The sequence below is a fragment of the Lentibacter algarum genome (assembly GCF_040580765.1).
GTDB lineage: Bacteria > Pseudomonadota > Alphaproteobacteria > Rhodobacterales > Rhodobacteraceae > Lentibacter > Lentibacter algarum.
This window is the reverse complement of the sequence record NZ_CP158687.1, coordinates 434,465-455,558: the sequence shown is the minus strand read 5'-3', so window position 1 is coordinate 455,558 and position 21,094 is coordinate 434,465. Positions and strand designations below refer to the sequence as shown.

Genomic DNA, 21,094 nt, shown 5'->3' with positions numbered 1-21,094 from the left:
TATCCATTATGCTACAAACGCTTGATCATATCCTCGCCCCACTCGCCCGCCTCCTTGTCGCGCGCGGGATACCCTTTGGCGATCTGACAGAGCGCCTGAAAGGCCACTATGTGCAGGCCGCATCCGAGCAATCAGATGGCAAAATCACTGATAGCCGCCTCTCCGTAATGACAGGGCTTCAGCGCCGCGACATCGCTCGCCTGCGTGCCTTTGAGCACAAAGCCCCCAAGCCAAACCCGCTCACACGGCTGGTCGCACTCTGGCAGGCGCACCCCGATTACAGCCACAAGGGCAAAGCCAAGCCTCTGCCTCGCACTGGTGACGCCCCCAGTTTTGAAAGCCTCGCCCGCGAGGTACGCCAAGATGTGCACCCCCGCGCCATGCTCGACACGCTCTTTGCAGCAGGCACAGTGAAGCTTGATCAAGACACAATCGCCCTTGCCCAAACGGCCTACGTGCCCCTTGCAGGCTCGGAGGAACAACTTGATTACTTGGCAGAAAATGTCGGCGATCACCTCGCCGCAGCCGCCGAAAACGTGCTTGGCCCTCACCCGCGACACTTTGAGCGCGCCGCCCATTACACGGGGCTCACCGCCGCACAGATCAAATCTCTCGCTGAGCGCTACAACGCAGCTCAAATGGCGTTGCTTGAAGAGATTGCCGCCGAAGCCGAAGCCCTAAAAGCCCGCACACCCTCTGGTGCATCTGGCAAGTTTCGGGCAGGAGGGTATTTTTACAGTTCAACAGGCGAGACTCCCAATGACTAAGCGCGCGCCCTTTTTCCTCGCAGCCCTGCTCGCCCTTGCGGCCTGCGCCACACCAGACGACACAACGCTCAAAAGCGCCCCCAGAGCAGAGGCAACAGTGGCACTGGATGCTCCCGTAATGGTGCAAACCTCTCCGCTGCCCGCCCACAGCGCCACAAGTCTAGAAGAGTGCAGTGGCGACGGCATAGGCGGAACAGGCTGCCCCGACCAATAAGCGCAATCGCAACAAAGGCAAATTCCGCCCATTGATGCAAAATGCCCTTTACTCTATTGCAAGACAGCCCCTCTCTGGGACAAAGTGACGTAACAAAGATCAAAGCGTGCCATTGGTGCGCCGCAAAGACCAAGAAGGCAGTGCAATGGACAAATTCCCGATGACACGTGGCGGACACGCCGCGCTCGAAACCGAGCTGAAAAAGCTCAAATCCGTTGAACGCCCCTCGGTGATCAAAGCCATCGCCGAAGCGCGCGAACTGGGCGATTTGAAAGAAAACGCGGAGTATCATTCTGCCCGCGAAAAGCAGGGCTTTATCGAAGGCCGCATCCAAGAGCTTGAGGCCGTTCTCAGCCTCGCCGAAGTGATTGATCCGACCAAGCTGTCAGGCACGGTCAAGTTCGGCGCAACTGTGACGGTTGTGGACGAAGACACCGACGAAGAGAAAACATGGCAGATCGTTGGCCAGCACGAAGCCAGCATCGAAAAAGGTCTGCTCAACATGAGCTCGCCCATCGCCCGCGCCCTGATCGGCAAGGAAGAAGGCGACAGCGTCGAAGTCCGCACCCCGGGCGGCGAGAAAAGCTACGAAATCCTCAAAATCGCCTTCATTTAAGAAAAAGAGCGCAATGGCCGACCAAAACGAAACACGCCCAACACCGCTCGGTATTTATGACCGCGCCGTGGCCGACAAAATCACCGCGATCGAGATCATCGCGCTGAGCCTTTCGGCTGTCTGGCTCTTGGGCGCGGCCATCTTTTTTCTCACCCTGCCCACCGAAGCATCTGCTGAGGATACAGCAAATACATCACTGCGCTTCATGATGACGATGCTCGCTGTATTCATGCCTGTTGGAATGATCTGGGTTGCGGCCACAGCCGCGCGCTCCTCCAAGATCATGCGCGAAGAAAGTCAGCGCCTCCAATCCGCGATTGATGCAATCCGCCACGCCTATATCGTTCAGAGCCAGAGCGGCAGGATCACAGCGGAGCCATCCGTTGCCCGCAAGCTCGAAGAAATCGCAGCAGCACAGCGCAAAACCGAAACTGCGCTGGCCACATTTACATCGAGCCGCGAGGCCCAAAGCGCGCGTGCTGTGGCCGCGGCACCCGCACCACAAGTCGATGAACAGACCACTCTACCGCTCGGCACAACAGCCGAAGACATGGCTCCATCGATCAGCCGCGAAGAATTCATCCGCGCGATCAACTTCCCCGAAACGGCAGAAGACACCGTCGGCTTCAACGCGCTGCGGCGCGCTCTCAAAGACCGCGCTGTTGCGGGCCTCGTGCAAGCGGCCCAAGACGTGCTGACATTGCTCAGCCAAGACGGCATCTATATGGATGATTTGCGCCCTGATATGGCCCGCCCCGAAGTCTGGCGCCAGTTTGCCCAAGGCACACAGGGGCGTCAGATAGCTGCGCTGGGTGGCGTCCGAGACCGCTCATCGCTCGCGCTTGCCTCTGGCCGTATGCGTGAAGACCCAATTTTCCGCGACGCCGTGCATCACTTCCTGCGCCGCTTTGATAAAAGTTTCACCCAGTTTGAATCTGAGGCTAGCGACACCGAAATTTCCGAGCTCGCCAACACCCGCACGGCGCGCGCGTTCATGCTCTTGGGCCGTATCGCAGGCGTGTTTGACTAAAGAAAACTGCTATAAGGGATATAGCGCACTTCTGTGCCACGCGTGACGTGCAGCGCCCCGTCAGGCAGCTCAACAAGCCCATCAGCCCAGCTCAGCCCACTGATCCGTCCCGAGCCTTCGCTCGCAAAGACTTCAACAGCCCCATCGCGCACACGCGCCCTCAAAAACTCGCGTCGGCCGGCCTTCTTGTTTTTCTCAAAGGCAGCTGGCAGCAGATAGCCCTGCGGCACCTCCCATTCACGCCCTGCCAACACGCCCATAGCTGGGCGCGCAAAGACAAGCGTACACACAAGCGCCGCAACAGGGTTCCCCGGTAGCCCGAAAACAGGCGTGCCGTCCCACATGCCAAGGGCCAGAGGTCGTCCTGGCTTGACAGCGATACGCCATTCCTGCATTGCCCCCGCCTCGCGCAAGAGCGCAGACATGTGGTCCTCATCGCCATTGGATGCACCACCAGAGGTCAGGATCACATCCGCCAATTTTGCTGCCTCATTGAGACGTTGGCGCAGCGTCTCACGCCTGTCGCCCACGCGCCCCAAGTCTACAGGCACAAAGCCCATCTCGGCCACGAGCCCCAATAACATAACCCGATTGGCATCATAAATCTGCCCTGCGCCCGCCACCTCCCCTGGCTCGACAAGCTCATCACCCGTCGAAAGAACTCCGACGCGCAGGCGCTCGAAAACAGTCACAGCGCCGAGCCCTGTCGCCGAGGCGAGCGCAAGCTCTGCAGGTCCAAGCCGCTGCCCTTGTTGCAAAATCACATTGCCCTGCACCACATCTTCTCCCGCCTTGCGCGTGTTGGCGCGCGGCTTCACACCTGCACGAAAGGCAATCTCGCCTGAGCTGGCGTTCACATCCTCTTCCAGAATGACCGTATCAACCCCCTCAGGAAGCGCCGCACCCGTCAGGATGCGAACCGCTGATCCGTACGGAACCGCATGGCCAAGCGGCACACCCGCCGCCGCCCGCCCCTCAATCAGCGGCAAGAGCTGATCCCCCGTTCCCAATGCATCATATGCGAAGCCGTACCCATCCACAGCCGCGTTCGGCAGGGGAGGATTTGATCGCTTGGCCACAACATCCGCCGCCAACACGCGCCCTAACGCTGCATAAAGCGGCACACTCTCCTGCCCAACCACGGCATGAAGCCGCGCCTGCAACCCTGCCAAAGCCTCCTCCACAGGAGTCCAGTCCACGCCCGCAGGCAGTGCAAAACAATCGTCGCGCAGGGGCGGCGGCTTCAATCCTGTCTTATTCTCTGCAGTCAAGGTCAGCCTCCCGTCCCAGCCCTAGAATCCAGCCTTCCGTTAAGGCGCGCGGCTCCGTTACGTCCAACATGGCCGCAAGCACAGTGTCAGACAAGCCCGCGATCTTCCCAGCAAGAACCCGTACCTGTGCCGCATCCTTGATCTCGCCCTCCACCTGCTGACGCACAACACTCTGCGCAATCAATGAGGGCCAGACTTCTGCCAAAACCACACGCGCCTCTCGCCAAGGCTCAAACGGCCAAGCGGCTGCCTCAAACCGCGCGCGCAACCGAGCCAGCACAGGCAGCCCCATCATCGTCTGCCCGCCCACAGAGCCAGCCCCAGACATCTGCCAGCAGGCAAAGGCCCCCTTGGCTTGCGCCTCCGCGGCCCGCTTTTCGCGCATCCCGTGGCCATATCGCGAGCGGCCTTTGCGCGGCAAATCAACAATTTCGCGCGCCAAAGCATTGCCCCAAAACGGGCCCACGCCCGCAAAGTGGCGATTCAACTCCCCCGCCAAATCGAACCGATTGTTCGCCTTCGGACTGTCCTCAACCCGCGCCTCAAACCACGTCCAAAGCGCCAGCGCATCAGCCTGCCCCGTTACGACCTCAGCAAAACCTTCAGGGTACCCGAACGGAAAATCAAAGCCGATCAGCACCCGCCCCTGACAGGCCGCAATCTGTGTGCCGATCCAGTCTTCCGCGAGTGCCCTGTTGCGCAAATAAACAGGAATCTCCCCCGCCACACAGGCCCAAATCGCGTCTTTCTTCGGGCTTGCCCCACGGTCGTTTCCGCCCGACCAATCGACAATAATAACCTTGTCAAAAAGGCTCAAAGCCCGACCTCTGCCAAGATGAAATCTGCAACCGCTTTGGTGTCATTCAGGTCAAAAACGGGCCGGTCCAGCACTATAGGTGTGTCTGAGGCCACAGCTCTCACGGTCGGGTCATCCGTCGCAATCAGGCTATTGCCCGTCTCGGCGCGAAACGCCTCCACTTTAGGGTGGTTGTCGCGCTTATACCCTTCAATCAAAACCAGATCGACAGGCGAGAGCCGCGCCAGAAGCGCCTCAAGGCTCGGCTCAGGGGCACCGCGCATCTCTTGCATAATCGCAACGCGCTTGCGTGACGCGAGCAAAACTTCACTCGCCCCAGCCGCGCGGTGGCGGTAGCTATCCTTGCCCTCATGGTCGACATCAAAGGCATGATGGGCATGTTTCACCGTCGAAACAGTAATCCCACGCGCGCAAATCTCAGCAACCAGCCGCTCCATAAGCCCTGTCTTGCCTGCGTTCTTCCAACCGACGACCCCGTATAGTTTCATAAGCTCGCCTCTGCCTTCGCCAAATTCTCTGGCGTATTGATATTAAAAAACGGATCGCCTGCTCCGTCAAATTCCGCCACACGCCCGCCATGTGTATCGGTCCACATCACAACCTTGCGCAACCCGCCCTCAAGCGCGGCGCGCAGATCATGACGCAGCGCCACAGGCCAAAGCCCAAAGGTTGGCTGCCGTCCGTCAGGCGTCGCCGCGAGTGCGAGCGGATGCTCCATGCCCTCAGTGGCCACAAGAAACCGCGCCACAAGATCCTGCGGAAAAAAGGGCGTATCCCCCGCTGCCGTCACAATACTCTCAATGCCCTGTTCCGCCGCCCAATCAAGCCCCGCCAAGACGCCCGCAAGCGGCCCCGCAAAGCCCTCGACACTGTCGGCCACAACAGGCAGCCCAAAGCGCGCAAACCGCGCCGCATCTCCATTGGCATTCAAAGCCAAAGCGCTCACTTGTGGCTGAAGTCGCGCAATAATGCCCTCAAGCATCGGCGCCCCTCCCAGCGGCAAAAGGCACTTGTCCCCGCCGCCCATCCGCGTGGCGAGACCACCCGCCAAAATAACGCCTGCTGGCCCAGTCATACCGCCCCCTTACGCCCGCTTTTCCGCGGCTCCTCTGGCACAGACGCGGGGTCCGCATCCCAAACAAGCCGTTCATCGCCCGAAAGACAAACAAACCGATGCCCCCGCATCCGCCCAACAAGCGTCAGCCCCACCTGCCGCGCAATTTCAACGCCCCAAGCGGTAAAGCCCGAGCGCGACACCAGCGCAGGAATACCCATCAGCGCAGTCTTGATAACCATCTCGCTGGTGAGCCGCCCCGTGGTGTAAAGAAGCTTCCCCTCAGGCGAAATACCCTCAGAAAACATCCACCCCGCAACCTTATCAACAGCATTGTGCCGTCCAACATCTTCCATATAAACCAGTGGCCTGCCGCCTTCGCACAGCACAGTGCCATGGATCGCTCCTGCACTGAGATAGATCGACGGCGTCCGGTTGATCTTCCCACTCAGCGCATAAAGATCAGACAGCTTCACTTCACCCGAAGGCAGCTTCAGCCCCTCCAGACCCTCCATCATGTCCCCAAAAACAGTCCCAACAGCGCAGCCAGAGGTGCGTGTCTTTTTCTCAAGCTTGTCCTCAAAGCGCGTTCGCTGATCCGTGCGCACAACAACAGCTTCCGACTCCTCGTCATACTCCACACCAAGGACTTTGTCGGCATCAGTGATCATGCCCTGATTGCGTAGAAATCCCAGCGCCAGATACTCTGGATAATCCCCAATCGTCATCGCTGTAACAATCTCACGCGCGTTCAGAAAGATCGTCAAAGGCCGCTCTTCTACCACGTTGATTTCGGTAATCTCACCGTTCTGGTCGCGCCCTGTAACGGCCCGTGTGAGGCGCGCTGCATAAGGATCAGGCGCAAGAATATAACTCTCCGTCTCTATCTCTTTGCCCATTTACCTTGCCCCCCAAAACGCGCTAGCCCGATTGCACCCAATGTAGAGGCAAGCCATGCGCTCAACCACACCAAAAACGCCGCTTCAGCAAGGCATACGCGACGCGGCGCCGTTTATCCTTGTGGTCACGCCCTTTGCGATCGTCTTTGGGGTCGTCGCAACAGAAGCAGGCCTCAGCATCGCCGAGACGCTCCTCTTTTCAATAGCGGTCATAGCAGGTGCGGCCCAATTTACCACGCTTCAGCTTCTCAATGAAAATGCCCCCGCCGTAATCGCGCTGCTCTCTGGCCTCGCGGTCAATCTGCGCATGGCAATGTACTCGGCCTCCCTCACGCCCCACTTGGGCGCCGCGCCCCTCTGGCAGCGGGCACTTGTGGCATATCTCACAGTAGATCAGTCCTACGCATGCTCTGTGGCAGCGTTTGAGCGCAACCCGAGCTGGAGCCTCAAAGAGCGCACAACCTACTTCTTCGCAACCTGCATCCCCGTAATCCCGATGTGGTATCTGATGACCCTCGTGGGCGCCCTCATTGGCGAGAAAATCCCTGAAAGTGCAGCGCTCGACTTTGCTGTGCCGATCACATTCCTCGCCATCATCGCCCCGATGATGCGCACACCCGCCCATCTCGCCGCCGCGCTTGTGGCCAGCCTATCTGCACTCAGCCTGACATGGGTTCCCTTCAACCTTGGCCTCATCATCGCGGCCAGCTTGGGGATGATCACAGGCGCACAAGCCGAGCTCATGCTCACCAAACGGGGGCTCTTCAAATGATCGAACGTCCAGAACTCTGGTATGTCATAGCCGCCCTTGCCGCGGGTAGCTTTATGCTGCGTTTTACGTTCCTCGGACTTGTCGGCGACAGGCCGCTGCCCGAATGGCTCCTGCGCCATCTGCGCTATACGGCCGTCGCCGTGCTTCCCGCGCTCATAGCCCCGATGATCATCTGGCCCGCCGCCACAGGCGGCAGCTTTGATCTGCCCCGTGGCCTCGCCGCATTCGCGACGCTCAGCGCAGGCCTATGGTTCCGCTCAGTGATTGTTTCCATCACTGCGGGCGCAACCACGCTCTACCTAGCGCTCTATCTTTTCAGTTAGTTGATTTTGACAAGTGCAGGATCGTAGGCGCGCAAATCAGCGTTGTCATATTCATAAAGCTTGCGCTCAGTCACACCCGGCAAAGCCCCGAACTGTTCGGCAAGCTTTTTCGGATACCAACCAACACTGACACTTTCCAAGCCAGAAAGTTGGCTCAAAATCCCCGATGTCGACAGCGCACATTGCGCATCTCCAACATTGCCTCTTGCAAGCGCCAGTCGAAGCGCTTTTTCCGCCACATCAGGCGAGACTTCTAACTCTTGGACAATCACATGAAACGTCTCACGCGCATGATACCGCGTATAGACATCAGCCACCCGTGGGCTGATGCCAAAGAGCACGTCGTTGCGCTCAGGAATAGACGGGTGATAAAAACTTCCCGCAGGATCCCAGATCACGCGCTGACTCGCTGAGATCATCAGGGATGTATGCGCCCCCGTCCCAGAACGGTTGTTGATCATCGTAAACAGCGTGAGCTTTGTGGGCCCAGCGTCACGATACTGCACTTTCGCAAGGTCTTCGTCAGAGGCCCAAGCTGCGGGCTTGGAACACGCCGAAACTGTCAGCGCCAAACACAGCGCCACAAAAACCTTGAAAAAACAGCGCATTAAATCAGCCGTTGACCATGTAAGCAAAGATCAACAAACAGATGCAGAAAATTGCCGTACGCGTGACCCAAGTCATGAAGCCGCTAAACGTTTCTTCTTGAACTTTGGTATCCATTTCGCCGTGCTTGTGGTCGCTCATAACTGTCTCCTAATTCGCGTTTGCCGCTAGATACTTTATTTGCGCGAGCCTGTCACTAGATTGCCGCGCAGTCGCAGCATTTTTAAGCCTCGCCCTCTTCCAGCGCTTTGGCAAGCCTGAAGCCGATACGGTTTGGCGCCGCGGCAGGCACTTCTTTTGGGAGCGCCCGCAGCATGACATTAAGCTGGCTCACATGCTGTACCAGCTGGGTCTTGGCCCCGCTCGCATCACTTCCGTAAAACGTGACCATGTCAGGGTCAAAAAAGCCCATGCCTTCGATCCGAAGGACACCAGCGTCACCGCCAGTAAAGCCCATGGCAACTTCGTGTTCGTTGTCGAGCTGCTCTTCAAAATTCTGAATATAGAGAATCAGCCGCTCATGTGCCCACTCTGCAGGGCTCTTCTGTGCAACAGGTTTATGGGTCACTGTGCTGGGCATTTCGCCCGCCTTATTTTGCGGCTTACAATGCGCCTCGTGCCGCTTGGGCAGGGCTTCTGCCTCCATCGCTTCCGCCGACGTGACAATCATATCGCTCATAAACCTACCCCTTGCTACTCCACAGCCATGCGCCATCTTCACCAAGCTTTCGCTCTGCACGGCCTTCTAATAGCAAATGATTAAGGTGCGCGACAGCTTCCACAAGGGCCAATCCGTAAGTACCTTGGTCAATTTTTCGTTTGAAAAGCACTGGAAAACACTCAACAGCCGTCTTCGGCGCCTCAATAAAGGCGGCCAAACGGTCCAGCCCATGAACATGATTTTCCCTCAGTTGTCGCATCCGAAATGGCAGCCCCGTAAAGGGCCGCTTATGACCCGCGAGGACAATATGGTCCTCATGGGCGAGCTCCGAAAATTTCTCGCAAGAGGCGATCCAGTCACCCACAGGGTCCGCCATAGGCTCGGTCGGATAGACGCCGATGTTAGGGCTGATCGAACAGATAATCTGATCGCCAGACAGAACAAGGTTGTCTTCACGGCTCCAGAACGTCAGATGCTCTGGCGCATGGCCGTTGCCCTCGCGCACATCCCAGCTGCGCCCACCTGCATGAAGCACATCGCCTTCTTTGAGCCGCGTATAGCCCACAGGAATAGGCGCGCAAACATCGGCAAAGTTATAAGGCCGCTCGCTCATCCGCTTTGCGAGAATGTCAGGGTCCATCCCCGCTTCACGCCAAAAGGTCTCTGCCTGCGGCGTCGCCTCATCTTCCACATCGAGAATAAGCATCCTTGAGAGAAGCCAAGCGGTGCGAGAGGCCCAGAGGCTTGCGCCCCGCTCCATAAACCAGCCCGCCATCCCGATATGATCAGGGTGATGATGCGTCAGGATAACACGGCTCACAGGCTTGCCGCCCAGCGCCGTCTTTAGAAGCTCTTCCCACATCATAACAGAGCGCTTGGTATGAAAACCCGTGTCAATCAGCGTCCAGCTGTCGCCCTCGTCGAGCGCGTAGACATTGACATGATCGAGCACCATCGGAAGCGGCAAGCGTATCCAGAGCACCCCCTCGGCCACTTCGATCCACCCGCCCGGTTCGGGCGCGTCTGGCCATGGATATCTTATGCCCTGCAAATCATCTCTCATGCGACGTCAAAATCCTCGATATCAAGGGCGTAAAGGTCTGCATCGCCCTGCATAGCATGATCCAGTAGCGCCTTATACTCTGGCAACAAGCGGTTGATATAAAACCGTGCAAGCTTGGTGCGCGGGCCATTAGAGCCTTCCGAGACAGCGGCGCAGAGATGGTAATACCCGCCCAATACGCGCGCATAAGCCGCCAGAAAGGGCACAGACCCAGCAAACCGCGCGGTCATACTTTTCTGTGACACCATCCACTCGGTTGCTTCGCGCAGAGTTTCGGTCGCGTTCCAGATCAGCCCCGCCATACGTGGCCGCGTGGCGCGCGCCTCTTCGGCAAAACGCTGCATCTCGTCGATCAGCGTATGCGCCGCCTCGCCCCCATCCATCAGCTTGCGCCCAACAAGGTCCATAGACTGGATGCCGTTGGTGCCCTCATAAATCGCAGTGACACGCACATCGCGCGAATATTGCGCAGCACCCGTCTCCTCAATGAAGCCCATACCACCATGCACTTGCACACCGATCTCAGCCACTTTGATGCCCGTATCCGTGCCAAAAGCCTTGGTGATCGGCGTGAGCAAAGCCGCCCGCGCCGCCCAGTCAGGCTCGCTCGTGGCATGGCTCATATCAATCGCCACAGCATTGGCCATCGCAATGCAGCGCGCCGCAAAAAGCTCGGCGCGCATTGTTGCCAACATCCGCCGCACATCCGCATGATCAATAATAGCGCCTGTGCCGCCCGCAACAGGCGTGCGCCCTTGTTTGCGCTCTTTGGCATAAGCCAGCGCCTTTTGGTACGCGCCCTCGCCGGCGCCAATTCCCTGACAACCAACGCCAAGCCGCGCGTTGTTCATCATCGTAAACATCGCGGCCATACCACCGCCCTCAGGACCAACAAGCCAGCCAGTCGCGCCGTCATACTGCATCACAGCTGTGGGACTGCCGTGCAGACCGAGCTTATGTTCAAGACTGACAACATGCAGGCTGTTCGCCTCGCCCGCCTCACCAGAAGCATCTGGTAAGAACTTCGGAACCAGAAACAGGCTGATCCCCTTTGTCCCCGCAGGCGCCCCGGGAAGACGGGCCAGCACGAGATGGCAAACATTTTCGCTGAAGTCGTTATCGCCCCAGCTGATATATATTTTCTGGCCCGTGATCGCATAAGTGCCGTCGCCATTGTCCTCCGCCTTGCTCGACAGTGCGCCCACATCGCTGCCCGCTTGCGCTTCGGTCAGGTTCATCGTGCCACACCACTCCCCCGAAACGAGCTTGGGCAGATAGATCGCCTTGATCTCCTCACTGGCGTGATGCTCCAACGCCTCGATCTGGCCCTGCGTCATCAAAGGGTTAAGCGCGATACTCAGACACGCGGCGCTCATCATCTCGTTGACAGCCGTGGTCACAGCCATGGGCAGCCCCATACCGCCATACTCTGGGCTCGCCGCCACCGAAATCCAGCCACCCTCACGGATCGCTTTGTAGCCCTCGGCAAAACCTGTTGAGGTGTGCACAACACCGTCTTCAAGGCGCGCAGGGTCCAGATCCCCATTGCGCTGAAGCGGAGACAAAACCTCTTCACAGAGCCGTCCCGCTTCGGTCAAAATAGCCGAGGTCAGTTCCTCTCCCGCCTCTTCAAAGCGCTCAGTGGCGCTGACTTTGCCATATCCAACGATATGGCGCATGATGTATTCATAGTCTTGAACGGGGGCACGAAAGCTCATGGTCTTCTCCTTCTTCGGCCCGCAAAGCACCGCTTGGCAAGCCCTCACCCCTGACCTACAAGCTTTCAAATCCCAATTCTGCAATAACGCGGCGTCATGACTTTATCATCCACCCATCTTCTTTCCGCTGACGCTGCTGGTATCGCAGAGGCTGCCGCCTTTCTGCGCGCGGGCGAGCGTGTCGCACTGCCGACAGAAACAGTCTATGGCCTCGGTGCAGACGCCTGCAATGGCGAGGCCGTCGCTGGCATCTACGCCGCCAAAGGCCGCCCAAGTTTCAACCCGCTCATCGTCCATGTTGCCCACCCAACCGATGCCGCGCGCTATGTCGAATGGTCTGACATGGCCGCTCGCCTCGCCGCCGCGTTCTGGCCTGGCCCTCTGACGCTGGTTTTGCCTTTGCGGGACGGCCACGGCATTGCCAGCCTTGTGACGGCAGGTCTTGATACTCTGGCCGTCCGCTGCCCTGCACATCCTGTTGCGCAAGCACTTCTGGAAGCCTTTGACGGCCCTGTGGCGGCCCCGTCGGCCAACCCCTCAGGCAAAATCAGCCCAACCACAGCCCAGCATGTGCTTCAGGGGCTGGAAGGCCGCGTCGCAGCCGTTCTAGAGGGTGGCGCAGCCGAGATCGGGCTGGAAAGCACGATCGTCGGCCTCGCCGGCACGCCCACGCTTTTGCGCCACGGCTCAATAACCCGCGAGATGCTGGAAGCTGCGCTTGGGACCCCCCTCACAGAAGCCACAACGCCTGCCGCCATAACGGCACCGGGCCAACTCGCCTCGCATTATGCCCCCGACGCCGTGCTGCGCCTCAACGTGACAGCCCCTGCAGCCGACGAGGCCCTCCTCGGCTTTGGCCCAGTTGAGAATGCTGCGCTTAATCTCTCCCCTGCAGGCGACTTGCGCGAAGCCGCGGCCAATCTCTTCGCAATGCTGCGCACGTTGGATGCGCAGGCCAGCAAAATCGCCGTCTCGCCTATCCCCGCGCGCGGCATTGGGCTTGCCATCAATGATCGGCTCTCCCGCGCTGCCGCACCACGCTAGACCTGTTCAAGGCTTGCTCGGGATATTTCTGGAAAAGAGGAAGGCTCAGGCGCGCCCAGCCGTCGCGGAGAGAAGCAGAGGATTGACGCCAAGCCGCTTCAACGCCGCGCTCCACATCTCTTCGCCGCCACCGCTGAGAACAAACGCCGCATCAGCTGGCCCGCTCAACCAACCATTGGCAAGGATTTCGGCTTCAAGCTGTCCCGCGCCCCAGCCTGCATAACCCAGCATCAAGAGTGCCGCGCTCGGCCCTGTGCCCGTGACCATATCTTCAAGCACATCCAGAGATGTGCTGAGCCGCAGCCCCTCCAGAACCAGATGACTGGAGCGCCCTGACACATATTCGCTGGAGTGAAGCACAAATCCGCGGCCCATCTCGACAGGCCCACCGAAATTGACCTGTTGCGCAGCTTCAGGCGTGCCAAGCTCAAGCTGTTCGGCAAGGTCATGGAATGAGACATCACTTGACGGCTTGTTCAGGATAAGCCCCATCGTGCCCTCCGCCGAATGCTCACAAATCAGGATCACAGAACGCTCAAACCGCGGATCGCCAATATCGGGCATCGCAATCAGAAGTTGCCCTGTCAGATCGCTCTCGTCACGCACCGTTTTGCTCCATTTGGCTTTTGCCTCATTCTATCCAAGCCGCCCAGCCGCCCACAAGGCCCGCCCCCGAAATCTTTCTCGCTCTATTGTGAGTTGTCGTTTCGCACGCTTTGGCCCATCTAAGGCAAATGACAAAAACGCTCGCACTTCTCCTCGCCCTCCTCGCACTCCCTGCGCTGGCCAACCCCTATGCCGACAAGGCCCAAACCCGCGTCTTACATGGCTGGGTCGAGCCTGACGGCACCCGCATTGCTGCACTTGAGATCACATTGGCAGAAGGCTGGCACACCTATTGGCGTGCACCAGGTGATGCGGGCATCCCGCCAAGCTTCAATTGGCAGGGGTCGCGCAACCTCGCGAGTGCCACACCCGCTTGGCCGCGGCCAACTGTCTATAGCCAGAACGGTATGCGCTCAATCATCTACACAGGGCGCCTCGTGCTCCCGATCTCCCTGACGCCAAAGACCTCGGACAAACCGATCCGCGTCAAAGGCACAGTGGATATCGGCGTTTGCAAAGACATCTGCGTACCGTTTCAAATCGTGGTGGATGAGACAATCAAAGCAGACAGCACAGCCGCCACCCAAGCCATCAAAACAGCGCTCGCCACTGTACCGCGCACAGGCGCTCAACACGTGAGCTGCAACACAACTCTTGGAGAGCGTGGCATCCAGCTCACAGTGACCGCCAGCCTGCCGCATCTCGGCGGAGCGGAAGACGCTGCAATCGAGACAGGCGATCCCCTCGTTTGGGCCACAGACCCAGAGGTCAGCCGCAGCGGCCAGACCCTAACTCTAAAAACAGAGCTCATCCACGCGCTCAGCGGTGCCTTTGCCCTCAACAGATCAGCCCTGCGCCTGACGCTGATCGGCACAGACAATGCTATTGATATTCAGGGCTGCGACTGAGCCCGCGCCAACAGAGTTACGCCCGTCAAGGCAACCAAAGCGACAATCACAGCCACCCCAGCCAGAAACACACCCAGCGCTCCGAGCGCTGTACTGGCCGCAGCCAGCCAACCGATCAGCGGCGCAAACTGCCCCACCACAGCAAACCAGCCCAACGACAGCGCAAACCACAGTCCAATCAGCGCCGCCCCGACACCGACGGGAAGCTGAACGGCGCGGGCATCCTTGGCGCGCAAAGCCCGCCGCAAACTTCTGATCTGCTTTGAAAAATCAGCCTGCATCGCGATCAGCGAAGGCACAATCAACAGCACAAGAACCATCCCAAAACCGAGACCATAGACCAGCGTGATCACCGTCGGCTTGAGGAATTGCGCCTGCTGACTTGTCTCATAAAGCAGCGGTGCAAGGCCCAGAACTGTCGTCAAAGTGGTCAAAAGAACGGGCCGCAAGCGGTCCACCGCGCCATCAACAATCGACGGAATCAGGCCGCGCTCTTCAGCGTAGTCGTCAATCGTGGTGATCAGAACAATCGAGTCGTTGATGATAATCCCTGTCATGCCGAGCAAGCCAACAACCGTGAACATGCTCAAAGGGACATCCCAAGCGGCATGGCCATAGATTGTCCCGACAAGCCCGAAAGGAATAATCGCCATCACAACGGCAGGCCGCGTCCAGCTTGCAAAGACCCAAGCCAAGACAAGATAAATCCCCACAAGACACAGGATAAACCCAGTCAAAGCATCGTTGAGAAAATCGCCCTCCTGCTCGGACAGCCCAGAAAGCCGCCACTCGACCTGATACTGAGAAGCAATATCGGGCAGGATCGTGTCCTGAAGCGCCTGAACAATCTCCGCTGCCCGCGCTGCATCATCTTCGGATATGTCCCCTGTGACAGAAACAGTGCGCAGCCCGTTTTCGCGCCGAATGGTGGAAAAGCCCGCCTGCTCCCGCACGCTCACAACATCCGAGAGTGCAACGTATTGCCCGTTCGGCGCGCGCATCTGTGTGCGATATATAAAGTCCGCCGTCACCTCGTCGTCAGGCAGCTCCACTCGGATCGTGGCCGAGCGCGCACCGTCAGGATAAGTCGCCGCCTCAAGACCACTCAAGCGGTGGCGCAACTCGCGGCCCACGCCATCAATGGTAAATCCAAGCGATTGTCCCTGCGCGCTCAAGTCCAGCACAAACTCGCCTTTATCATAGGCCAAATCGTCCTCAACACCGCTGACTTCGGGATATTGAACAACCGCCTCTTTCAAAGCCTCGCTCGCCGCCTTCAACGTATTCGCATCTGCACCAAAGAACTGAACATCAAGCGCTGAGCCCCCCGGCCCAGAGCGCCAGCCGCGAAAGCTTACGGTTTCCAGAAGTGGATGGGTCGGCAAGCGGTCTTGCAACTCGGCCAGAAAAGCAAAACTCGAATAGGGTCGCAAATCCGCATCAATCAGCTCAATCGCCACTGCGCCAAGCTCGTCAGGCTCTTTGGTATCTGCGCCCGCGAGCGGCGGCCATGTGTTGCCGCCCACTTGCGCCAGCACATAATCAATCGGGTTTCTGCCATGCTTCGCCTCATACTCCGCCCCGAGCTCATTCACCGTCTGCTGAAGCAAGCGCATCATCGTGAAAGTATCCTCGCGGCTTGCGCCCGGGACCATGGCAAAATTGCCCGAAATAGACGCGCGCTCAGGCGCATTGAAAAAGCGCCACTGCACATCGCCGCGCACAAACAACGCAACTTGGCTCGCCAGCACAAGGATCACACCCGCAAAAACAGGGTAGCGTAGCTTCACAACCCAAACCATGGCAGGGCGGAAATAACGCTCCCGAACATGCTCAAAACCGCGGTTCACAACTCGGCTGGGCAAATCGTACCAATGGGTCTCAAACGCATGCTTCAGTGAGTGCGCCATATGGTTGGGGAGAATGAGGAAACACTCCACCAAACTGGCCAGCAAGACGACCACTACAGTGAAAGGAATATCCGAAATCAGATCGCCAAAGCGGCCCTCCACAAAGGTGAGTGCAAAGAACGCAATGACAGTGGTCAACGTGGCTGAGAACACAGGCAGCGCCATCCGCTTCGCGGCGTTTTCTGCTGCCTCCACAGGCCCCTCACGCAGCTTCCTGAGCCGCGCATCCGCATGCTCGCCAACTACAATCGCATCGTCCACAACAATGCCAAGCGTGATGATCAGCGCAAACAGCGAGATCATATTGATCGTCAGCCCCCATGCAAACATCAGCGCAATCGCAGCCAACATCGAAACAGGAATACCCGCCGCAACCCAAAGCGCGGTACGTGCATTGAGAAACAAAAACAGCAGCGCCACCACGAGACCAAGCCCCATCAAGCCGTTGTCGAGCAGAATGTCGAGACGCCCCGTAATGGCCTCGGCCCGTGTCCGAATAAGATCAATCGAAACATCGGGGGGAAGCGTCGCCTCAAGCGCCGCAGCAACCTTCTCGACAGAATGCTGAATGCCAATCGCATCCCCGCTCGCCGAGCGATCCACCCGCACAGAAATAGCGGGGTTTTCTCCCACAAAATATGTCTCGCCCCGAAGCGCACCCTCGACCTCTAGGCGCGCCACATCGCCAATCGTCAGCTTGGAGCCATCGGCCAGCGCCTTGATCACGATTTGGGATATCTGCTCAGGGCTGCGCTTCTCCACGCCCGTGCGCACCCGCGCATTGGCCCCAGTCACATCACCAGCAGGGTCAGCATTCACCTCTTCCCCAATCGCCCCCGCGATTTGGGCAAAGGTAATATCGTGTTCGATCAAGTCGCGCGTGGAGACAATCACATTGGTCTTTTGGCCTGCAACGCCGCGGATCGTGGTGCGCGTTACACCTTCCTGAAAAAGCCGCGCCACAAATTCATCGGCAAACCGCGCCAGCTGGTCCGCGCCCACAGGCCCCGTGATCACAACATCGGTCACACGGTCGCGCCAAACGCCCCGCTCGACTTTTGGATCATCCGCTTCATCGGGCAGAAGCGTGACAAAATCCACCGCTGCCTGAACATCGTCAGCCGCGCGCGCCATATCCCAGCCGGGTTCAAAATCAAGATCAATCCGCGCAGAGCCTTCACGCGATACAGATGTCGCCTCAGCCACGCCCTCAACGGTCAGAAGAGCAGGCTCCAAAACCTGCACAATCCCCGCGTCGACATCTTCTGCGCCAGCGCCTTCCCATGTGACACTGACGGAGACATTATCAACAATGACATCAGGAAAAAACTGCGCACGCATTCGTGGCATCGCCACAAGACCCGCCACAATCAGGCTCACCAAAAGCAGGTTGGCCACAGTTCTGTGGCGCGTAAAATACGAGATAATCCCGCCGATCAGCCCCACATCGCGCATGTCTTATCCCCCCATGCGGCTTTCAATCCGCTCCACCATCTTCAGCGGAACTTCAGCCGCCTGAAGCTGCGTCAAAAGCCGCTCCTGCACATCCTTGGGCATCATCTTGTTGGCCGCAACAGCCGCCACAAGCTTGGCGCGCCGCTCCTCACTGAGTTCGATCATTTCTGGAGCCGCAGGCGCCACAGCTTCTGCCCCAGCCTCGACAGCCGTCACACTGATCCCGGCGCCCAAAAGAGGCGTGCGCTTTGAGACAATAAGCTGCCCCGCAAGTTCGGGCGCGCGGATGATCACACTGTCCCCCTGTCGCCGCAAAAGCTGCACCTGAACAAGCTCAAGGCGTCCACCCTCACCAATCAGCAGCACAGAGCCGTCGGTCCCCAGCGCCGTAGCAGGGATGAGCGAAACGGCCTCAATCGGCGTCTCTTCAATCTGCACCCCAACAAAGTCACCAGGTTTAAAGCCCTTGGCCTCGGCCAGCTGAGCAAAGAGCGCACGGCCCGTTTCGCCGCCCAGATTGGCCGCCCCTGCACGGCTTAGCCGCGCTTCTGTCGCAAGGTCGGTCCCGAAATCTTCCAAAATCACATCAAGCTTGGCAGTCTTGAGACGCCCGTCCGCCTCCAGAAGCCGCCCATAATCCTGTGTCGAAACCCGAAACGCCACTTCAAGCGCATCAGGGTCCACAAACTCCGCCAGCCGTTCGTTGGCGCTCACAAGACGCCCCTCAACCGCGTTCACACTGCTCAAGACCCCGTCGAACCGCGCAGTGATCTCTGTCTCTGCAAGCCGCCGCTCCGCCTCGGAGAGCTGGATGCCCGCCCGCGCCAGCCGCGTGGCCGAACTGTCAAGCCGCGCCTCGGCCTGCGCCAAAGCCTGCCTGCGCGTCAAAACCGCGGCCTTGGCCGCGCTCGCAGCAATTTCTGCCGCCTCCACAGCCGCATCTGTTCCCACACGCCGCGCTTTCAGATCCCGTTGACGCACGAGCGCACGCTCGCGCAAGGCCGCCTGCTCCTCAGCATTGCGCAGCTCATCGCCCGCCAAAGCAAGAGCGCGGGCCGCATCGCGCCCCTCGGCCTCAGCATCCATCTGGTCAGCCTCCGCCCGCTCAAACGCCGCGCGCGCATCTGCATCATCAATCTTGAGCATGACTTCGCCCGCCGCAAAGCTGCCACCTTCAACAAATGTCTCACTCATTTCAACGATAGTGCCGCCAACAGCAGGACGGATCTCCAGCGTCCGCAGGCTTTTCACCTCGCCATAAGCCGAAATCACAGGCGTCAGCGTTTCTGTGACAACCCGTTGAGCATTCACAGAAAAAACCCGCTCGCGCGCTGGCGGCACACGCGCCTCTTGGCTCATACGGTCCTCAACAGCACCGCGCACCAAGATCGCCCCATAGGTCAAAAGCCCGAGCGTCACGGCAAAGATAAAAAGCCCCGTCAAACCACGCTGTAAAAACCGCATCTATGTTCCTTTTGGCACGTCAGAGAGCCGCAAATTGCAGGCATAGCAAAGTATATACGCATGACACCTGCGTTTCAGTCGAAAATCTTTTCAAAAAACTGTTTATAGGTCGAGATGAATTCATAGTCCCTGACCTGCGCTTCCGTCAAAAACGCAAAGCCAGCGCCCTCGCCGAGCCTGATCTCGTCTGGGCGCACAGGCCGAGCAAGCTCAAACACATAAATCCGCCAGTTTGACAAAGTCTGCGAAGCCACCTGCACCATAGGGCCCAAATCGCCCTCAGCAATCACAATCCCCGTTTCCTCAAAAAACTCGCGCACAGCGGCGGCGCGCAGGGTCTCGCCCGCCTCGACCTTGCCGCCAAACAGGCCCCAAATCCCGCCGGCAGCAATCCCTGGCAAATCGTCCCGAAGCTGGCACAGCGCGCGGCCATGCGTGTCGCGGGCATAAATCGCAGCAACTTTGATCAGAGCAGGTCCGTCTTGCGGCTCCATCAGAGGGCCCAATGGCTCAAAGACATCGTTCATTTGCGTCGCTTGTGCTCTTCAAGTCGCGGCATGATCTCAACGAAGTTGCAGGGCCGGTGACGATAATCCAGCTGCCACTTCAGGATGTCGTCCCAGCCGTCCTTACACGCTCCTGGGCTGCCTGGCAGCGCGAAGAGATAGCACCCGCCCGCCACACCCGCGGTCGCGCGGCTCTGCACAGCACTCGTTCCGATTTTGCCAAAGCTGATCATCGTAAACAGCGTGCCAAAGGCGTCGATCTCTTTTTCGTAAACATCCCTATGAGCCTCAACGGTCACATCCCGCCCTGTCAGCCCCGTGCCGCCTGTCGAGATAATGACATCAACTTCACCACTGGCCACCCAGTCGCGCAGTTGCTGAGCAATATCCCCGCGCTCATCACGCACAATCTCGCGTTTCGCCAGCACATGCCCCGCTTCCGTCAGCCGCGCCACAAGCACATCACCCGAGCGGTCCTCTGCCAGCTCCCGCGTGTCACTGACCGTCAAAACAGCAATCCTCACGGGAATAAACTCACGGCTTTCGTCAATTCTGCTCATGCAAGCCTCGCTTTAATCTCTAACAAATCCGCCCATGCCGCGCGCTTCAGCTCAGGCTGGCGCATCAAAGTCTCTGGCGGAAACATCGGCATCACAGGCAAGCCAAACGCCTCGCCCCATGTGCCGCGCAGCCGCGTAATTCCGCGCTGCCCCAGCGCCGCATCACACGCAATATTACCCATCAGAATCAAGATGTCAGGCTTCGCCAAAGCGACATGCCGCGCCACAAAGGGCCGCATCATAGCAATCTCGTCAGGACTTGGCCCCGACTGGTTCAAAAGCCGCCACGGCATCACTGTGCTGACATAAACACTTTCTTCAAGGCTCAGACCTATCGCGCCAAGCATCTTTCCCAAAAGGGCAGCCGACTGCCCGACAAAAGGCTTGCCCTCGCGGTCCCCCTCTCGGTCTGGCGCTTCGCCAAGGATCATCACACGCGCCCCAGCCGCGCCATCGGCAAACACAAGGTTGCGCGCCCCGCGCTTGAGCTCGCAATGCTCAAACCGGTCCAGCGCCGCACGCAGCTGGCCCAAATCCTGAGCTTGCTCGGCCGCCGTGCGGGCCTCCGCCACAGCGTCAATCTTGGGCGCTTCCACATATCCAGACTGCACATGTGGCGCCGCCTCGACTTTCGCAGAGGCAGGCTTAGCCTTCACCTTCTCAACAAGCTCAAAGCGGTTCACAGGCCCTTCGCTCAGCGCCTCATCAGCCCCGAGTTCAACCTGCCATTCAAGAGCCGCCCGCGCCGCCCAGTATTCTTGTGCCGATTCCATGCAAACACCCTAGCGCATCCCTGAGACCGCCAAAACACCGAAAGCAGATTGCACGCT

General features: G+C 58.9%; 24 protein-coding genes. 8 read left to right on the top strand and 16 right to left on the bottom strand.

The annotated features are described in order from the left end of the window. The first annotated feature begins 8 nt into the window (after nucleotides 1–8). The 4 genes from DSM117340_RS02260 (at nucleotide 9) to DSM117340_RS02245 (ending at nucleotide 2,627) form a co-directional block, all read left to right on the top strand. Nucleotides 9–767 carry a DUF6502 family protein gene (locus DSM117340_RS02260; RefSeq protein WP_143037401.1) on the top strand — a complete coding sequence of 253 codons (759 nt, stop codon included), beginning with the start codon at nucleotides 9–11 and terminating at the stop codon, nucleotides 765–767. Next, nucleotides 760–981, top strand: a complete 222-nt coding sequence (locus DSM117340_RS02255; RefSeq protein ID WP_089887519.1) for a hypothetical protein — start codon at nucleotides 760–762, stop codon at nucleotides 979–981. The genes DSM117340_RS02260 and DSM117340_RS02255 overlap by 8 nt, the downstream gene beginning before the upstream one ends. A gap of 145 nt (nucleotides 982–1,126) precedes the next feature. Continuing rightward, the gene (greA, locus tag DSM117340_RS02250; RefSeq protein ID WP_089888898.1) at nucleotides 1,127–1,597 is read left to right on the top strand and encodes a transcription elongation factor GreA; all 471 of its coding nucleotides are present in this window, start codon (nucleotides 1,127–1,129) and stop codon (nucleotides 1,595–1,597) included. Between the two features lie 13 nt (nucleotides 1,598–1,610). Further along, nucleotides 1,611–2,627 (top strand): hypothetical protein, encoded by a 1,017-nt coding sequence (locus tag DSM117340_RS02245; RefSeq protein WP_354689840.1) that lies wholly within the window; start codon nucleotides 1,611–1,613, stop codon nucleotides 2,625–2,627. Here DSM117340_RS02245 and glp read toward each other — a convergent pair. Genes glp through DSM117340_RS02220 form a run of 5 tightly spaced genes read right to left on the bottom strand, consistent with a single transcriptional unit; the run spans nucleotide 2,624 to nucleotide 6,668 of the window. Further along, on the bottom strand, nucleotides 2,624–3,898 hold the full coding sequence (gene glp / locus DSM117340_RS02240; RefSeq protein WP_271437347.1) for a gephyrin-like molybdotransferase Glp: 1,275 nt from the start codon (nucleotides 3,896–3,898) through the stop codon (nucleotides 2,624–2,626). The genes DSM117340_RS02245 and glp overlap by 4 nt on opposite strands. Next, entirely contained in the window at nucleotides 3,882–4,715 is an 834-nt protein-coding gene (locus DSM117340_RS02235; protein WP_245724338.1) for a molybdopterin guanine dinucleotide synthesis, read from the bottom strand. Before DSM117340_RS02235 ends, glp begins: the two co-directional genes overlap by 17 nt. Then, entirely contained in the window at nucleotides 4,712–5,203 is a 492-nt protein-coding gene (gene mobB / locus DSM117340_RS02230) for a molybdopterin-guanine dinucleotide biosynthesis protein B (RefSeq protein WP_089887515.1), read from the bottom strand. Before mobB ends, DSM117340_RS02235 begins: the two co-directional genes overlap by 4 nt. After that, complete coding sequence (gene mobA / locus DSM117340_RS02225) at nucleotides 5,200–5,790, bottom strand: molybdenum cofactor guanylyltransferase MobA (RefSeq protein ID WP_089887514.1); 591 nt, start codon at nucleotides 5,788–5,790, stop codon at nucleotides 5,200–5,202. The genes mobB and mobA overlap by 4 nt, the downstream gene beginning before the upstream one ends. Beyond that, complete coding sequence (locus DSM117340_RS02220) at nucleotides 5,787–6,668, bottom strand: formate dehydrogenase accessory sulfurtransferase FdhD (protein WP_089887512.1); 882 nt, start codon at nucleotides 6,666–6,668, stop codon at nucleotides 5,787–5,789. Before DSM117340_RS02220 ends, mobA begins: the two co-directional genes overlap by 4 nt. 55 nt (nucleotides 6,669–6,723) lie before the next feature. Between DSM117340_RS02220 and DSM117340_RS02215 the strand changes: the two genes are divergently transcribed. Next, nucleotides 6,724–7,440: an AzlC family ABC transporter permease gene (locus DSM117340_RS02215; protein WP_089887511.1), complete on the top strand. Its 717-nt coding sequence runs from the start codon at nucleotides 6,724–6,726 to the stop codon at nucleotides 7,438–7,440. Next, the gene (locus DSM117340_RS02210; RefSeq protein ID WP_089887509.1) at nucleotides 7,437–7,763 is read left to right on the top strand and encodes an AzlD domain-containing protein; all 327 of its coding nucleotides are present in this window, start codon (nucleotides 7,437–7,439) and stop codon (nucleotides 7,761–7,763) included. The genes DSM117340_RS02215 and DSM117340_RS02210 overlap by 4 nt, the downstream gene beginning before the upstream one ends. Here DSM117340_RS02210 and DSM117340_RS02205 read toward each other — a convergent pair. The 5 genes from DSM117340_RS02205 to DSM117340_RS02185 all read right to left on the bottom strand — a co-directional run bounded on the left by DSM117340_RS02205 (nucleotide 7,760) and on the right by DSM117340_RS02185 (nucleotide 11,811). Then, nucleotides 7,760–8,371: a hypothetical protein gene (locus DSM117340_RS02205; RefSeq protein WP_089887508.1), complete on the bottom strand. Its 612-nt coding sequence runs from the start codon at nucleotides 8,369–8,371 to the stop codon at nucleotides 7,760–7,762. The two genes, DSM117340_RS02210 and DSM117340_RS02205, sit on opposite strands and share 4 nt — an antisense overlap. Before the next feature lie 4 nt (nucleotides 8,372–8,375). Beyond that, nucleotides 8,376–8,510, bottom strand: a complete 135-nt coding sequence (locus DSM117340_RS02200) for an aa3-type cytochrome c oxidase subunit IV (protein WP_089887507.1) — start codon at nucleotides 8,508–8,510, stop codon at nucleotides 8,376–8,378. Nucleotides 8,511–8,592: 82 nt separating this feature from the next. Further along, nucleotides 8,593–9,048: a DUF6173 family protein gene (locus DSM117340_RS02195; protein WP_089887505.1), complete on the bottom strand. Its 456-nt coding sequence runs from the start codon at nucleotides 9,046–9,048 to the stop codon at nucleotides 8,593–8,595. A 4-nt stretch (nucleotides 9,049–9,052) separates the two neighbouring features. Continuing rightward, nucleotides 9,053–10,093 carry an MBL fold metallo-hydrolase gene (locus DSM117340_RS02190; protein ID WP_089887504.1) on the bottom strand — a complete coding sequence of 347 codons (1,041 nt, stop codon included), beginning with the start codon at nucleotides 10,091–10,093 and terminating at the stop codon, nucleotides 9,053–9,055. Then, on the bottom strand, nucleotides 10,090–11,811 hold the full coding sequence (locus tag DSM117340_RS02185) for an acyl-CoA dehydrogenase (protein WP_271437346.1): 1,722 nt from the start codon (nucleotides 11,809–11,811) through the stop codon (nucleotides 10,090–10,092). The genes DSM117340_RS02190 and DSM117340_RS02185 overlap by 4 nt, the downstream gene beginning before the upstream one ends. Nucleotides 11,812–11,907: 96 nt before the next feature. Here DSM117340_RS02185 and DSM117340_RS02180 point away from each other — a divergent pair, with 96 nt between their 5' ends. Continuing rightward, the gene (locus tag DSM117340_RS02180; RefSeq protein ID WP_089887501.1) at nucleotides 11,908–12,855 is read left to right on the top strand and encodes an L-threonylcarbamoyladenylate synthase; all 948 of its coding nucleotides are present in this window, start codon (nucleotides 11,908–11,910) and stop codon (nucleotides 12,853–12,855) included. Nucleotides 12,856–12,900: 45 nt separating this feature from the next. Here the strand turns inward: DSM117340_RS02180 and DSM117340_RS02175 are convergent, their stop codons facing one another. Beyond that, nucleotides 12,901–13,461 carry a YqgE/AlgH family protein gene (locus DSM117340_RS02175; protein WP_245724337.1) on the bottom strand — a complete coding sequence of 187 codons (561 nt, stop codon included), beginning with the start codon at nucleotides 13,459–13,461 and terminating at the stop codon, nucleotides 12,901–12,903. A gap of 128 nt (nucleotides 13,462–13,589) precedes the next feature. Between DSM117340_RS02175 and DSM117340_RS02170 the strand changes: the two genes are divergently transcribed. After that, nucleotides 13,590–14,369, top strand: a complete 780-nt coding sequence (locus DSM117340_RS02170; protein WP_089887499.1) for a protein-disulfide reductase DsbD domain-containing protein — start codon at nucleotides 13,590–13,592, stop codon at nucleotides 14,367–14,369. Here DSM117340_RS02170 and DSM117340_RS02165 read toward each other — a convergent pair. The 5 genes from DSM117340_RS02165 to DSM117340_RS02145 all read right to left on the bottom strand — a co-directional run bounded on the left by DSM117340_RS02165 (nucleotide 14,354) and on the right by DSM117340_RS02145 (nucleotide 21,037). Next, nucleotides 14,354–17,734, bottom strand: a complete 3,381-nt coding sequence (locus tag DSM117340_RS02165) for an efflux RND transporter permease subunit (RefSeq protein WP_271437345.1) — start codon at nucleotides 17,732–17,734, stop codon at nucleotides 14,354–14,356. The two genes, DSM117340_RS02170 and DSM117340_RS02165, sit on opposite strands and share 16 nt — an antisense overlap. A gap of 3 nt (nucleotides 17,735–17,737) precedes the next feature. Then, nucleotides 17,738–19,198 (bottom strand): HlyD family efflux transporter periplasmic adaptor subunit, encoded by a 1,461-nt coding sequence (locus DSM117340_RS02160; protein WP_089887496.1) that lies wholly within the window; start codon nucleotides 19,196–19,198, stop codon nucleotides 17,738–17,740. Between the two features lie 74 nt (nucleotides 19,199–19,272). Beyond that, a complete protein-coding gene (locus DSM117340_RS02155) occupies nucleotides 19,273–19,725 on the bottom strand; it encodes an NUDIX domain-containing protein (protein ID WP_143037400.1) in 453 nt (150 codons plus the stop codon). Further along, on the bottom strand, nucleotides 19,722–20,264 hold the full coding sequence (gene moaB / locus DSM117340_RS02150) for a molybdenum cofactor biosynthesis protein B (RefSeq protein WP_089887494.1): 543 nt from the start codon (nucleotides 20,262–20,264) through the stop codon (nucleotides 19,722–19,724). Before moaB ends, DSM117340_RS02155 begins: the two co-directional genes overlap by 4 nt. Further along, the gene (locus DSM117340_RS02145; protein ID WP_089887492.1) at nucleotides 20,261–21,037 is read right to left on the bottom strand and encodes a uracil-DNA glycosylase; all 777 of its coding nucleotides are present in this window, start codon (nucleotides 21,035–21,037) and stop codon (nucleotides 20,261–20,263) included. Before DSM117340_RS02145 ends, moaB begins: the two co-directional genes overlap by 4 nt. Between the last annotated feature and the right edge of the window lie 57 nt (nucleotides 21,038–21,094).